This window comes from uncultured Gilliamella sp. (assembly GCA_945271295.1).
Classification (GTDB): Bacteria; Pseudomonadota; Gammaproteobacteria; order Enterobacterales; family Orbaceae; genus Gilliamella.
The window spans coordinates 13,054-26,668 of sequence record CALYPG010000008.1 but is presented as its reverse complement, the minus strand read 5'-3'; the positions used below and the strand labels follow the sequence as shown (position 1 = coordinate 26,668).

General features: G+C 36.2%; 15 protein-coding genes. 7 read left to right on the top strand and 8 right to left on the bottom strand.

Going from position 1 to position 13,615, the window contains the following annotated elements:
• Window positions 1-52 precede the first annotated feature (52 nt).
• Window positions 53-697, bottom strand: coding sequence for an oxygen-insensitive NAD(P)H nitroreductase (gene nfsB / locus Q0K76_RS05935; protein WP_294612878.1), 645 nt, complete (start codon window positions 695-697; stop codon window positions 53-55).
• 454 nt (window positions 698-1,151) lie between these two features.
• On the opposite strand from nfsB, the gene leuA reads away from it, so the two are divergent.
• The 5 genes from leuA (at window position 1,152) to Q0K76_RS05910 (ending at window position 6,810) form a co-directional block, all read left to right on the top strand.
• Window positions 1,152-2,699 carry a 2-isopropylmalate synthase gene (gene leuA / locus Q0K76_RS05930; protein ID WP_294612875.1) on the top strand — a complete coding sequence of 516 codons (1,548 nt, stop codon included), beginning with the start codon at window positions 1,152-1,154 and terminating at the stop codon, window positions 2,697-2,699.
• 61 nt (window positions 2,700-2,760) lie between these two features.
• Window positions 2,761-3,840 (top strand): 3-isopropylmalate dehydrogenase, encoded by a 1,080-nt coding sequence (gene leuB, locus Q0K76_RS05925; protein ID WP_294612872.1) that lies wholly within the window; start codon window positions 2,761-2,763, stop codon window positions 3,838-3,840.
• A gap of 145 nt (window positions 3,841-3,985) precedes the next feature.
• The gene (leuC, locus tag Q0K76_RS05920; protein WP_294612869.1) at window positions 3,986-5,386 is read left to right on the top strand and encodes a 3-isopropylmalate dehydratase large subunit; all 1,401 of its coding nucleotides are present in this window, start codon (window positions 3,986-3,988) and stop codon (window positions 5,384-5,386) included.
• 11 nt (window positions 5,387-5,397) lie between these two features.
• Window positions 5,398-6,000, top strand: a complete 603-nt coding sequence (gene leuD, locus Q0K76_RS05915; RefSeq protein ID WP_294612866.1) for a 3-isopropylmalate dehydratase small subunit — start codon at window positions 5,398-5,400, stop codon at window positions 5,998-6,000.
• Window positions 6,001-6,045: 45 nt separating this feature from the next.
• A complete protein-coding gene (locus tag Q0K76_RS05910; RefSeq protein ID WP_294612862.1) occupies window positions 6,046-6,810 on the top strand; it encodes a class I SAM-dependent methyltransferase in 765 nt (254 codons plus the stop codon).
• A 41-nt stretch (window positions 6,811-6,851) separates the two neighbouring features.
• Here Q0K76_RS05910 and Q0K76_RS05905 read toward each other — a convergent pair whose 3' ends face one another.
• The 5 genes from Q0K76_RS05905 to yccX all read right to left on the bottom strand — a co-directional run bounded on the left by Q0K76_RS05905 (window position 6,852) and on the right by yccX (window position 10,488).
• Window positions 6,852-8,267, bottom strand: a complete 1,416-nt coding sequence (locus Q0K76_RS05905; protein WP_363322405.1) for an RNA polymerase factor sigma-54 — start codon at window positions 8,265-8,267, stop codon at window positions 6,852-6,854.
• Window positions 8,267-8,992, bottom strand: coding sequence for an LPS export ABC transporter ATP-binding protein (gene lptB, locus Q0K76_RS05900; protein ID WP_294612857.1), 726 nt, complete (start codon window positions 8,990-8,992; stop codon window positions 8,267-8,269). Before lptB ends, Q0K76_RS05905 begins: the two co-directional genes overlap by 1 nt.
• Window position 8,993: 1 nt before the next feature.
• The gene (gene lptA / locus Q0K76_RS05895) at window positions 8,994-9,551 is read right to left on the bottom strand and encodes a lipopolysaccharide transport periplasmic protein LptA (RefSeq protein WP_294612854.1); all 558 of its coding nucleotides are present in this window, start codon (window positions 9,549-9,551) and stop codon (window positions 8,994-8,996) included.
• Window positions 9,552-9,554: 3 nt separating this feature from the next.
• Window positions 9,555-10,121 carry an LPS export ABC transporter periplasmic protein LptC gene (gene lptC / locus Q0K76_RS05890; protein ID WP_294612851.1) on the bottom strand — a complete coding sequence of 189 codons (567 nt, stop codon included), beginning with the start codon at window positions 10,119-10,121 and terminating at the stop codon, window positions 9,555-9,557.
• Window positions 10,122-10,209: 88 nt separating this feature from the next.
• Window positions 10,210-10,488: an acylphosphatase gene (gene yccX, locus Q0K76_RS05885; protein ID WP_294612848.1), complete on the bottom strand. Its 279-nt coding sequence runs from the start codon at window positions 10,486-10,488 to the stop codon at window positions 10,210-10,212.
• 159 nt (window positions 10,489-10,647) lie between these two features.
• On the opposite strand from yccX, the gene Q0K76_RS05880 reads away from it, so the two are divergent.
• Together Q0K76_RS05880 and Q0K76_RS05875 are read left to right on the top strand one after the other, a co-directional pair.
• Window positions 10,648-10,998, top strand: a complete 351-nt coding sequence (locus Q0K76_RS05880) for a hypothetical protein (protein WP_294612845.1) — start codon at window positions 10,648-10,650, stop codon at window positions 10,996-10,998.
• Entirely contained in the window at window positions 10,970-11,239 is a 270-nt protein-coding gene (locus Q0K76_RS05875) for a CHAP domain-containing protein (protein WP_294612842.1), read from the top strand. The genes Q0K76_RS05880 and Q0K76_RS05875 overlap by 29 nt, the downstream gene beginning before the upstream one ends.
• Before the next feature lie 11 nt (window positions 11,240-11,250).
• Here the strand turns inward: Q0K76_RS05875 and Q0K76_RS05870 are convergent, their stop codons facing one another.
• Window positions 11,251-11,934 carry a GntR family transcriptional regulator gene (locus Q0K76_RS05870; RefSeq protein WP_294612840.1) on the bottom strand — a complete coding sequence of 228 codons (684 nt, stop codon included), beginning with the start codon at window positions 11,932-11,934 and terminating at the stop codon, window positions 11,251-11,253.
• 175 nt (window positions 11,935-12,109) lie between these two features.
• Entirely contained in the window at window positions 12,110-13,600 is a 1,491-nt protein-coding gene (locus tag Q0K76_RS05865) for a fructuronate reductase (RefSeq protein ID WP_294612838.1), read from the bottom strand.
• Window positions 13,601-13,615 lie beyond the last annotated feature (15 nt).

Sequence of the window (13,615 nt, the reverse complement as noted above, 5' to 3'; positions counted from 1 at the left end):
TAAAGCCATTTTAAGCAATCCCACCTATTACTGGGCGGGATTATTGGTTTGTTTATAAAAAAGTAAAAATCTGTTCTTTAGGGAGGCGTGATTTTGGTCGGTGCGCATTACCATCATTTTCTGCTCGATAACCTAATGTCGCTATCACGATACTTTTTAGCCCCTTTTGTTTAAGACCTAAAATCTCATCCATTTTCGCTGAGTCATAACCTTCAACCGCAGTAGAATCAACACCAATTGCCGCAGCGGCAAACAATAATTGCCCTAATGCAATATAGGCTTGCTTACTTTCCCAACAAAGTTGCGCTTCAGGCGTTGAGCTATTGAGCTTGACAAAATAACGTCTACCTTCATCTTGGGCTTTTTTAAGATCTGCCGAAGGTAAGCGACCATCTTTATCTTCTTGATTAAGGAGATTAACTAAATGAGTATCATCTAAAGGGGTTTTAACACAAAAGACGATAGTATGGGAAGAATCTGCAACTCGTGGGTGATTAAACTCAGCAATTGCTGGTAAGATTTTATTTTTGGCTGTTTCATTATCAATCACAAAAAAATGCCAAGGCTGTGAATTCACTGATGAAGGACTATTTCTTAACACGGTTAACAGTTGTTCGATTTTATCAGCTGGAATTTTTTTAGTTTTATCATAATGCTTGGTGGTATAACGTTGCTGTGAAATTTCGACAATATTCATGATTATGCCTCCGTTAATAGTGGAACTTTATTATAATTCGAAAAATGCATCACTCAACTTATTATTACAATATATATCCTTAAATAATAAACCACAATCAAATAAGGTTTATTGTAAATAACACAATAAATAACGGTTTCTTTTATAGTATTATCATTTGCAATATATTATTACTATTAATAAATAATCATTGACACAACTAATATCATTTGGTAAAAATATCATCAATTTAATATTATCTTTTACACAAATTAGAGATTTGCATGTTGATTAACTTATTTACTCTCCGCCTCAGTCTCCTCCTCGCATCTTTTTGCGCGGATAGCTTGTGTGTGGAGTAAAGTGATAGTTTTAGAGCAACTCAACAAATTAACAAGAACCCGCGCTAAAGTGCGGGTTTTTTGTTTTTAAGGCATGAAATACCGCGTAAGCGCCAATATAAAAAGGAATAACAATGAGCGATCAAGTCATAATTTTTGATACCACATTACGTGATGGCGAACAGGCATTGCAGGCAAGTTTAAGTGTCAAAGAAAAGTTACAAATAGCTTTAGCATTAGAAAGAATGCACGTTGATGTTATGGAAGTCGGTTTTCCCATTTCTTCTCCGGGTGATTTTGAGTCGGTACAAACTATTGCCAAAACCATAAAAGATAGTCGGGTTTGTGCGCTGTCCCGTTGTATCGATAAAGATATTGATGTTGCCGCTGAAGCATTAAAAGTTGCTGATCAATTCCGTATCCATACTTTTATGGCCACTTCTAACTTACATGTTAAAGATAAATTGAAAATGACATTTGAGGATGTGGTTGAAAGAGCGATTCATTGTGTTAAACGGGCGCGTAATTATACTGATGATGTTGAATTCTCTTGCGAGGATGCCGGTCGTACCCCAATTGATCATTTATGTCAAATAGTAGAAGCCGCAATCAAAGCAGGAGCGACGACTATCAATATTCCTGATACTGTCGGTTATACCGTGCCTTATCAATTCGGTGGTATTATCCGTACTTTATTTGAACGGGTGCCAAATATTGATAAAGCGATTATTTCAGTGCATTGCCATGATGATTTAGGCATGTCGGTGGCAAATTCAATTAGTGCTATCCAAGAAGGCGCAAGGCAAGTTGAAGGCGCAATGAACGGATTGGGTGAACGCGCAGGCAATACCGCTTTAGAAGAAGTGATCATGGCCATCAAAGTCCGCCAAAATATTTTAAATGTCCACACCAATATTAATCATCAAGAAATTTACCGTACCAGCCAAATTGTTAGCCAAATTACCAATATGCCCATTCCTGCCAATAAAGCGGTTATTGGTAGTAATGCCTTTGCTCACTCATCGGGTATTCACCAAGATGGAGTATTAAAAAACCGCGAAACATACGAAATCATGACGCCAGAATCAATTGGCTTAAATCAAATTCAATTAAATTTAACTTCACGTTCTGGGCGAGCGGCGGTTAAACATCGTTTAGAAGAGTTAGGTTATCATGACAACGATTATAATTTAGATCAAGTGTATGAAGCATTTTTAGAATTAGCTGATAAAAAAGGGCAAGTGTTTGATTATGATTTAGAAGCGCTAATTTTTATCAATCAATTAAAAGATGAAAAAGATCACTATGTTTTAGATTATTTCAATGTTCAATCAGGATCAACTGTGGTATCAACCGCCTCAGTAAGCTTATTAATTGGCGATCAAAAGTTCTCGGATGCCGCAACCGGCAACGGACCAGTTGATGCGGTTTATCAAGCTATAAATCGTATTACTGGTGAGCCAATCTCCATTGTAAAATATCAATTAGCCGCTAAAGGACAAGGTGAAAATGCTTTAGGACAAGTGGATATTGTTGCTGAATATAAAGGCCGTAAATTCCATGGTGTTGGCTTAGCCACAGATATTGTCCACTCATCGGCTCTAGCTTTGATTAATGTCTTAAATAATGTGTATAGAGCGAATTTGGTCTCTCAAGAAAAGCAAAAATTACATCATGAATAATAGTGTTGCATTAATTTAATAATACAATACTTAAAATAATTTAAATTGTTAAGGAATGAATATGTCACAAAATTATCATATTGCAGTACTTCCCGGTGATGGCATCGGTCCTGAGGTGATGAAACAAGCCTATAAAGTACTGGAAGTTATCCGCCAAAAATATAATCTTGCCATCACTACCAGTGAATATGATGTCGGTGGAGCGGCTATTGATGTTCATGGTTGCCCATTACCAAAAGAGACATTGGAAGGATGTGAGAAAGCGGATGCTATTTTATTTGGTTCGGTCGGTGGCCCTAAATGGACTAATTTACCACCCGATCAACAACCGGAACGCGGTGCATTATTACCATTACGCAAACACTTTAAATTATTTGCTAATATGCGCCCTGCCCGCTTATATCAAGGTTTAGAAGATCTGTGCCCATTACGGGCAGATATTGCCGCACGCGGATTTGACATTTTGTGTATGCGTGAATTAACCGGTGGCATTTATTTTGGTTTACCTAAAGGTCGTGAAGGTAGTGGTGCTCAAGAACGTGCTTTTGATACTGAAGTGTATTACCGTTTTGAAATCGAACGTATTGCCAAAATGGGATTTGAAGCCGCGCGTTTACGTCGCAAAAAAGTCACCTCAATTGATAAAGCTAACGTGTTACAAACTTCAATATTATGGCGTGAAGTAGTAACAGAAGTAGCTAAAAGCTATCCAGATGTCACTCTTGAGCATATGTATATCGACAACGCCACCATGCAACTGGTAAAAGATCCTTCGCAATTCGACGTTGTTTTATGTTCTAACTTATTTGGTGATATTCTATCTGATGAGTGTGCCATGATTACCGGTTCTATGGGTATGCTACCATCGGCTAGTTTAAATGAACAAGGATTTGGTTTATATGAGCCTGCTGGTGGTAGTGCGCCTGATATTGCTGGTAAAAATATAGCTAACCCTGCCGCACAGATTTTGTCATTAGCATTATTAGTTCGCTATAGTCTAAAACGCGACGATATTGCCTCTGCAATTGAAACAGCGGTAAATAAAGCTTTAGAAAAAGGTTATCGTACTATTGATCTCGCCCAAAAAGGAAAATCAATTTCAACTGATGAAATGGGTGATATTATTTGTAAATTAATTTAGTAGTGTTGATAGTATTGACCATTTAATAGAGGAATATATTCTACCGGCAATTAATTCATCGCTGTTGGTCAAACTATCTAGCTGGGAAAATGATGCCATAGTCCTTCGTCATCAGTTCCAGTTATAAAATAAAAAGGAATCTGCAATGTCAAAAACACTGTATCAAAAATTATATGATGCGCACGTTGTTTATGAAGCACCCAACGAAACGCCCATTTTATATATTGATCGCCATTTAGTGCATGAAGTCACTTCGCCACAAGCTTTTGATGGTTTACGAGCGATGAACCGCAAAGTGCGTCAACCGCATAAAACATTTGCAACCATGGATCATAATACTTCAACCAAAAGTAATGATTTGAGTGCCTGTAGCGAAATGGCGCGTATTCAATTAACCGAACTGGCTAAAAATGCGAAAGAGTTTGGCGTGTCACTATATGGTTTACAAAGCCCATTACGCGGTATTGTCCATGTAGTAGGTCCGGAACAAGGTATGACTTTACCGGGAATGACCATTGTATGTGGTGATTCACATACCGCTACCCATGGTGCCTTTGGGGCTTTAGCATTTGGTATTGGTACTTCAGAAGTTGAACATGTACTTGCCACCCAAACGTTGAAACAAGGTCGTGCTAAAACCATGAAAATTGAAGTCATAGGACAGGTAGCGGACGGCATTACTGCTAAAGATATTATTTTGGCCATTATCGGCAAAACGACCAGTGCTGGTGGTACTGGATATGTGGTCGAATTTTGTGGTGAGGCAATTTGTTCATTATCAATGGAAGGCCGAATGACCTTGTGTAATATGGCGATCGAAATGGGGGCTAAGGCAGGCATTATAGCGCCAGACGAAGTGACCTTTGAATATTTAAAAGGTCGTCAATTCTCACCAAAAGGTAAGGATTTTGAGGAAGCGGTAGCCTACTGGAAAACCTTAAAAACAGATGATGGTGCGCATTTTGATAAAGTGGTTACTTTACAAGGTAAAGATATTGCACCACAAGTAACTTGGGGCACCAATCCTGGTCAAGTGACCTCAATTGATGCCACGGTGCCCAATCCGAATGATTTTGCCGATCCAATTGAAAAACACTCTGCTGAACGTGCATTAACTTATATGGGATTGACTGCGGGTACCAAAATGACTGATATTAAAATCAATAAAGTGTTTATTGGTTCATGTACCAACTCTAGAATTGAAGATTTACGTGCCGCCGCCAAAGTCGCTAAAGGCCGTAAAATAGCAGACGGTGTGCAAGCTTTAGTGGTTCCCGGTTCTGGGCCAGTGAGAGTACAAGCTGAAGCGGAAGGCCTCGATAAAATTTTTACCGAAGCAGGTTTTGAATGGCGCTTACCCGGCTGCTCTATGTGTTTAGCGATGAATGATGATAAATTGGCACCAGGCGATCGCTGTGCATCAACCAGTAACCGTAATTTTGAAGGTCGACAAGGTCGTGATGCCAGAACCCATTTAGTGAGTCCAGCTATGGCAGCAGCTGCAGCTATCACTGGTCATTTTACTGATATTCGTAAACCATTTTAAGGAGACAAGTCATGGCTAAATTTACAAAACACACCGGATTAGTCGTTCCTTTAGATGCGGCTAATGTTGATACTGATGCCATTATTCCTAAGCAGTTTTTACAAAAAGTCACACGGACTGGTTTTGGTAAGCATGCGTTTCATGAATGGCGTTTTCTGGATGATGCGGGCGAAAAACCAAATCCTGAATTTGTGTTAAATAAACCTCGTTACAAAGGTGCCAGTATTTTATTAGCACGTGAGAATTTTGGATGTGGTTCATCACGTGAACATGCGCCTTGGGCTCTAGCTGATTATGGTTTTAAAACCATTATTGGTTCCAGTTTCGCCGATATTTTCTACAATAATTCCTTTAATAATCAATTATTATTAGTTAACTTGTCAGAAGAAGATGTGGATGAACTGTTTAAGCTAGTTGAAGCAAATGAAGGCATCGAATTTACTATTGATTTAGTAAATGAAGTCGTTATCGCCGGCGATAAGCAATATTCATTTAAAATTGATTCGTTCAAACGTCATTGTTTATTAAATGGTTTAGATAATATTGGTTTAACCTTACAGCATGAAGATGCCATTAGTGCTTTTGAACATAAAATACCAACATTTTTAGCCTAATCTTAACTTAGGGTGCCTAACCGCACCCAACTACAGGATATATTAATGACCACACATCACGATAATGTTAAACAGCAGTTTGGTGAACAAGCTAATGCTTATTTAACCAGTAAAGTTCACGCTCAAGGCCCCGATCTTGAATATTTATCCAAGTTACTCGCCCATTATCCTGATGCTAACTTACTGGATATGGGATGTGGCGCTGGGCATGTCAGTTTTATTGCGGCCAAACATGTTAAAAGTGTCACCGCCTATGATCTTGCTGATGAGATGTTGTCAGTTGTTGCCAAAACAGCTCAAGAACGGGGTTTATTAAATCTTGCTACCAAACAAGGTTATGCCGAACAGCAACCTTTTACGAATAATCAATTTGATATTATTGCTAGCCGCTATTCAGCTCACCATTGGCATGATGTTGGGCAAAGCTTACGCGAACTGCATCGAGTCTGCAAAGCAAATGGTAAATTGATTATTATGGATGTGGTTTCGCCAGGGCATCCTGTTTTAGATATTTGGTTACAAACCATTGAGGCATTAAGAGATACTTCACATGTTCGTGATTATACTCCCGGTGAATGGATGACATTTTTGACTGAGGCAGGTTTTACTATTGATAATCTTGAGCGCCATCGGTTAACCCTTTCTTTTGATACATGGGTTAAACGCATGCGAACACCAGATGTTTTAGTCGAAGCAATTAAGGCGTATCAACTAACAGCCGCAAAAGATACTAAAACCTATTTTGAATTACAGCCAGATGGTTCTTTTACCACTGATATGATGATTATTGAAACACGGAAAGTAGTCTAATCATATTGATGATATTGCAACTCAACAAGACTCTCTTATTGCTACAGTTGTTTTCGTTGGTTAGACGGTGGTATGGCTAATGCTTCACGATATTTAGCAACAGTTCTACGAGCAATTATAATACCTTGATCTTCAAGCATTGATACAAGTTTACTATCGCTTAATGGTTTTTTGCTATCTTCAGCTGCAATGTATTTTTTAATCAAAGCACGAATAGCAGTAGATGAGGCTTCACCACCAGAATCAGTATTAACATGGCTGGAAAAGAAGAATTTTAATTCAAATATGCCACTAGGGCATTGTAAATATTTTTGCGTAGTTACTCGGGAAATGGTTGATTCATGCATTTCAATTGCACTCGCCACATCAGACAAGATCATGGGTTTCATCTGCTCTGTACCATATTCAAAAAAGTCTTGTTGATGTTCAACAATAAATTGACTCACCTTGAGTAAAGTCTCATTACGATTTTCAATGCTTTTAATAAACCAGTTCGCTTCTTGCAGATGCGATCGAATATATTGCCCATCACTATCATTGGCCAATTTTTCCATAGCAGCATATTGCTGATTAATTCGTAAATTTGGCACGGTATCACTATTTAATTCAACCACCCATTTACTATTCTGTTTTTTCACTAGTACATCAGGAATAACATAATCCGGTGGCGTGGTATTGATCGAGTCACCGGGATAAGGCTGTAGATGTTGAATAAATTCAACTGCCTCTTTTAGTTGCTCATCATTTGCATTTAATAGTTTTTTTAATGTTCTGTAATCACGAGTAGCTAATAAATCTAAATAGTTATCAATAATTTGTTTCACTAAAGGCGGATGAGTTAAATGCTGAATTTGAATAGATAAACACTCTTGTAAAGTTCTGGCGCCGACACCAATTGGGTCAAAATGCCATATCCGTTTTAAAACGGTTTCAACTTCCTTTAACTCAATTTCATCATTACCTTGTTCTTCCAGTATTTCTTCAGTAGGTACCGTTAAATAACCTCTCTCATCAATCGCTTCAATAATAGAAATCGCAATAGCCCTATCCGTTTCACTAAAAGGGGTTAAATCAAGTTGCCATTTTAAATAATCAAATAAGGTTTCATGAGTTTCACCTTGATAGATTGGTAATTCATCATCCCGGTAATCTGAATTGGTTCCTGAGGGGGTTCCAGCAGTATAAATATCATCCAAAGAAGCATCTAATGGAATATCTTCCGGGATTTCTTGGCTATCTAATGCCTCACGCGTATCAATATTTTCATTAGTTTCAGCTTGAGCAACATTAATTTCATCATACTGATCAGCAACTTCAAGTAACGGATTATTTTCAAGTGTAGTTTGAATTTCTTGCTGTAACTCTATTGTTGATAATTGTAATAATCGAATTGCCTGCTGCAATTGTGGCGTCATCGATAATTGTTGAGAAATTTTAAGTTGTAAACTTGGTTGTATCATAGTCTAAATTCATGTCCTAAGTAAACGCGTTTGACATCTTCGTTACTTAGGATACTACTTGGCGTTCCTTCAGCAATCAAATGTCCTTTATTCACAATATAAGCTCGTTCACAAACATCAAGTGTTTCACGTACATTATGATCAGTAATTAATACACCTAATCCCCGATCACGAAGGTGTTTAATAATATTTTTAATATCAATCACCGAAATCGGGTCTACACCTGCAAAAGGTTCATCCAGTAAAATAAATTTTGGGTTAGCTGCTAATGCCCTGGCAATTTCGACTCTGCGTCTTTCACCACCAGATAAAGATTGACCTATATTGTCACGAATATGGGTAATATGAAATTCTTCAAGTAACTCTTCTGCGCGATCGAGCTTTTCATTTTTATCAATATCACTGCGCGTTTCTAAAATAGCCATAATATTGTCAATAACTGACAGTTTTCTAAAAATAGAGGCTTCCTGAGGTAAATATCCGATACCTTTTTTAGCCCTTTCATGTAATGGTAAAATACTGATATCATAATCATCTAAATATATCTTACCTGCATTTAAAGTCACAATACCAACGACCATATAAAAGGTTGTGGTTTTACCGGCACCATTAGGTCCTAATAAGCCAACAATTTCACCAGAATTAACGGTCAAACTAACATCTTCAACCACGCGGCGTTTTTTATAGGCTTTAGCTAAATTAACTGCTTTTAAAATTGACATATTATTTGTTCATCTCTTTAACTTGACTTGGGATGATGGTACTTTTTACTCGCCCTTTTTTACCGGGTTGCGCAACAATTAATTGTCGATTTACATCATAAGTGATTAAAGAACTACTAATATGGTTATCCTGTTGGAATAATTCAGCATCCCCTTGTAAAATGACATTATTTTGTTTCACATTATAAATAATTTGTAAGGAGTGCCCAGTAACCACTTTATTGTTCTCTGGTAATATCTGTTTGAAATTAACTGGATTACCATAGGCAGTAATTTTCTGTTTAATAGAGTCTTGCATTTCAGTAATAACCACTTTATCGGCATTAATCGTTAAGCCATCTTGAACAATATGGACATTGCCACTGAATGTAATAATATTTTTATCAATATCAATTTTTTGATTATCTGCATCTATGGTAATAGGTTTATTATTAACCAGTGTATTAGAAGATTGAACTGAATTTGTTGATGGTTGTATTAAAGGTTCATCTGCCATACAACCAAAAGGTATAGACAACAGTAACAATATAGAAAAAAAAATCTGTTTCTGCGATTTCATGTTTTATTTTGCCTCAGTGTTATAAAACGTTTTTACATTTTCAAGTATATTTGCTGTTTTAGTATGTAAATCGCCAGATAACCCAATACCCGTTGAATAAAATCCGGTTCCATTAATAATGACAGGATCTTTAGATGTCACCAATAGTGTAGTTAAATCAACCACAGCATTATCCGTGTTTACTTGCTTTAATTGAGCATCTGGCGTTAAATTATCTAATTGAACATCCTCATAAAGATAGATAAGTTTATCATTCGTTAATGTCGCTTTTTTTGCTCGAATAAGCCATGTTGCTGAATGTTCTTCATCGTATAGTGTAAATTTAGGTAACTCAAATTCAGTGTTATTAGAATTATCAAAATGCTTAACCTTACTAGATTCAATTTTATACATCATCTCGCCAGATATATCAAAGATATTAGTTATCATGTCATCACTTTGATAAACAGGCTGATCGGATAAATCCGCATTAGGTTGAGTAATTAACCGATCATTATCGTTCTGATAATTATAATAAACACCAACAACAATGATGATTAATAAGATACAAACCAAATTTTTTCTATTCATGACATAAGTTAATCACATTAATAACAAGGAAAGATTATTATTTTAAGTATATAGCTAATCAAATTATTTTACTGTATTTTTTATTAAATTAATATCGGACTTTAAAAGAAGTTAAATCCTCTTGTACAGATGACTGATCAATATTGATATTGCTTATACGTGCCGAAACAGGTCCTCCTTGCTCAAGCCATTCAGTCAACTTTGATATTTGTACACTATCACCTTGAGCTACTATTTCCACATCACCATTATCTAGATTTTTAACATATCCGACTAAACCAAGCTTTTGTGCTTGCTGATGAGTAAAAAAACGAAATCCCACCCCTTGAACTCGTCCACTAACACGAATTTTAATTTGTTTTATCATACCGCCCAATCCTTACCTATTTTTAATTATCTATCATAAAATGATATAGTTGTTGATATTTTAGATAGCCAAATAAATAATATTTATGTGAATTTTAATTCAATTTTATAATTTATTTGAATTAATGCATTAAATATTAGTTAAATCTATGGAAAAAGTATGTTATTAAAATATAAAAAAAGTTTATTACTTCTTTTAGTTTTATTTGTGGTTGGCTGTTTTTCCTTTTATCAACTTGTTTATCCCAATCTTTTTGTTGATAAAAATAAAATTGGTCAAGTTATCGATCAATTCAATGGCGTTAATGTTTACTATAATGGCAGTACGGGTAATGTTAGTGGACGTAATGTAACCCAAGATGGCTATAATTTATGTCAAAAGTATCAATGTGTTGAATTTATTAAACGCTATTACTATGAGCGTTTTAATCATAAAATGCCTGATAGTTATGGGCATGCAAAAGATTTTTTTGATTCATCCATTGCAAGGACAAATCAATCCCAAACGTAATTTGCTACAATTTACCAATGGTTCGTCAACCAAACCCCAAGTTGAAGATATTATTGTGCTTGGTTGGTCTAGATATGGGCATGTTGCCATTATCAGTAAGGTAAGTGATAGCGAAATTGAAATCGTACAACAAAATCCTGGACCTAATGTAAGTAGCCGAGTCACTTATGCGCTAAATTTTAACAATGGGTTATGGAAAATTGACAACTATCGTGTTTTAGGCTATCTACGCAAAATCTGATTATATACAATCTAATCAACAAACCATTCTGTTTTTTGCTGTGAAACAATCTTTATTGTATCTAATATAGTCGATAAATGTTCATGCTGGGCTTTTGCTGCTAGTTCTGGATCATGATTTTTGAGGGCAATAAAAATATTTTCATGCTGTTTAACTAATTCATCCGGTGGTGAAATATGTTCTAACGAGAGGAATCTTACTCGATCCATCATTGCTTTAATATTTTCGACCGTTTCCCATGCCATTTGGCAATCAATCACGTTTACTAAAATCTGATGGAATTCATCATCTTTTTCCAAAAAATATCGAATATCTTTTCGTTGGTTAGCCTCTTTTTGTTCATCAAGATTTTTCTGTAATAACAAGATATCTGAATCTTTAATTTCAATGGCAACCCGCTTGATAATTGCGCATTCAACCGCTTCGCGAATAAATTGTCCATCAATGACTTTTTTGACCGATATTTTCGTAACAAATGTGCCGCGTTGAGGCAGAATTTGCACCAATCCAGCTTCAGCTAACTTAATAAAGGCCTCTCGTACTGGTTGTCTTGAAACGTTAAATTGTCCGGAAATTTCTTTTTCAGATAATAAAATACCCGGCAATATTTGGCAGGTAATAATTGCTTTTCTAAGTGTTTGATAGATTTGTTGATTAACCGGTTGCGAAATATTTAAGTCAGTAGATTTAAACATAGATCATTCTTATATAAGAAATTAAATTAAACGAATAGTAGGTTATTTTTATTTATAAGAAAAGTATTTTTAATAAATAGTGACAAATTTAGAAGGGATATTTAGTTAACTGTATAAAAAAATATAAAGTGTAACAACTATATCAGCAGTTACACTTTAGTTTGTATTACTTTTATTAGTGACAACAGTAATCATTGATTAGCTGTTGAACTGTGCTTTTCGCTCCTATATCTCTCAATAACAGATAAGCTTTAGTCACTTTATCAATAAAACACTGATTATTTGCTAAATCATCACCAAAAACATGCGTTAATGAGAGTAAAGCTAGTACGCGTTCTTCATTATCTGAACTCGTCGTAACAAGTTGTTTTAATTTATCAACTGATGGGTCACTGACATCAATGCTATTACCTGCATCATCTGTTCCACTGACATAACGCATCCAACCTGCCACGCCTAACGCTAAACAATCAAATGGCGTGTTATTGGCTAGATGAAAACGAATAGCATCAAGCATTCTCTGTGGTAGTTTTAAGGTGCCATCCATGGCAATTTGCCAGGTTCGATGTTTTAAACCTGTGTTCCGATAACGATCAAGTAATGAATTAGCATAAGCTTGTAAATCAACCCCTTTAACTCGTAAGGTCGTTGCTTGTTCTTGTAGCATTAAATGTCTTGCCGCTTTAACATAATTAGGATCTTGCATACACTCATCAATATGCAAATACCCCGCTAAATAACCTAAATAAGCCAAAAATGAGTGACTGCCATTTAACATGCGTAGTTTCATTTCTTCATAAGGCAATACATCATTAACTAATTCTGCACCAGCTTTTTGCCAATCAGGTCGCCCGGCAACAAAATTATCCTCAATAACCCATTGTCTAAATGGTTCGCCAGCCACACCAGCCGGATCTTCAATGCCGCCTAGTTGCTTGTGGATTTTCTCCATTGTCTCAGGCGTAACAGCTGGTACAATTCGATCTACCATTGTGGATGGGAATGTAACATTTTTATCTATCCAATCCGCTAAATTTTGGTCCCGTTGTTTAGCTAATGCTAACACAACATTACGCGTCACATGTCCATTTTCCGGCATATTATCACACGACATCACCGTAAAAGGTTTTAAACCCTTTTCTTTACGCAGGCGCAACGCTTCAACAATGACTCCCGGTACTGTTTTTGGCTTAGTTGGATTGTTAATATCATACTGAATAAGTGTATTATTAGTATCAATTGAAGCGGTCGATGGTAAATAACAATAACCCTTTTCTGTTACAGTAATTGACACAATTGAAATTTCAGGACGCACCATTACGGCTAATATTTTATCGATGCCATCAATATCAGCATGTAATGCTTCTTTAGCTACCCCAACAACTCGAGTACGCCAATTATCATAAGCCATTTCACAGACACTAAATAAAAAATCTTGTTGTTTTAAATCCTCAATTTGCTTTTCACCACCAATTAAATTAACTTCACAATAGCCCCAGTCACTATTATGTTCAGCTGCTAAAATATCGGCAAAAACAGCCTGATGAGCACGATGGAATGCGCCAAAACCAAGATGGACAATTTTGGTTTTAAGGTTGCTTCGATCATAGGTTGGTACAACTACCTCTTTAGGTAGTTGTGATAAAGTTTGATTTGATAATCTCATTTTTTATTCCATTAA